Annotated in this window: 2 protein-coding genes; both read left to right on the forward strand. The window is 68.3% G+C overall.

The genetic code is table 11. The features are described 5' to 3' along the window. Positions 1–240, forward strand: a 240-nt coding sequence (locus AC07X4_RS23985) for a hypothetical protein (RefSeq protein ID WP_494741548.1), incomplete at its 5' end; no start/stop codon positions are given. 36 nt (positions 241–276) lie between these two features. After that, the gene (locus AC07X4_RS23990; protein ID WP_494741549.1) at positions 277–648 is read left to right on the forward strand and encodes a hypothetical protein; all 372 of its coding nucleotides are present in this window, start codon (positions 277–279) and stop codon (positions 646–648) included. Positions 649–722: the final 74 nt, after the last annotated feature.

The raw sequence follows: 722 nt of genomic DNA on the forward strand, positions 1-722 counted from the left end.
ACCCACCCCACCACCGACCGCCGAGCCCGCCCGCGCACCGGCGCCCACACCGCGCCCAGCTACCGCGCTTGCAACGCCAACGCCTGCGGCCAGGGCCACAAGGCCTGCCCCACGCCGCAGGCCTGCGAAGTGACCGACGAGGCACCCGGCACACGCACCGAGCTGCTGGGCTTTGCGCTGTGGGGCGCAGGCATTGCGCTCGCCATCGCATACGCACTGGTTTCGTGCGCTAGCGCCTGATGCGCTTGCGTCTAAAGCTATCAACTTCATAACACCATGCACCACACCGGCACCCTCTTCGTAGGCAAGAAGCACCGCCCCACCGTGGACAAAGACAGCGCGGGCGCGTTTCGCCTGGAGTTGGTGCTGGTGGACAACATGGGCCGCAACCCGCACACCGGCCGCGATGAAAAAGAGTCCTACCGCGTGCGCTGGAGCGGGCCCGAGGCGCAAGCCTTTTGGGCAACCCACAGCGACGCCCTGAAAACCCCGGGCACCCCGCTGCATGTGGAGCTGGAACGCCTGCGCGCACTGCCCGGCCCCCAGGCCTTCCCACCCATGCCCGAGCTGGTCGGCCGCGTGTTGCGCATGAAGCTGCTCCCCCACCGCGCCAGCACATCCACCACCACCGAGGCGGCCACCGCCTGACCCACCCCAAGGACCCACCATGGCCAACCCCATCAAGACCCTCAAAGCCGTTGCACAACCTCAGGCTGCAGCAC

The sequence above is a fragment of the Acidovorax sp. GW460-11-11-14-LB4 genome (genome assembly GCF_059423685.1).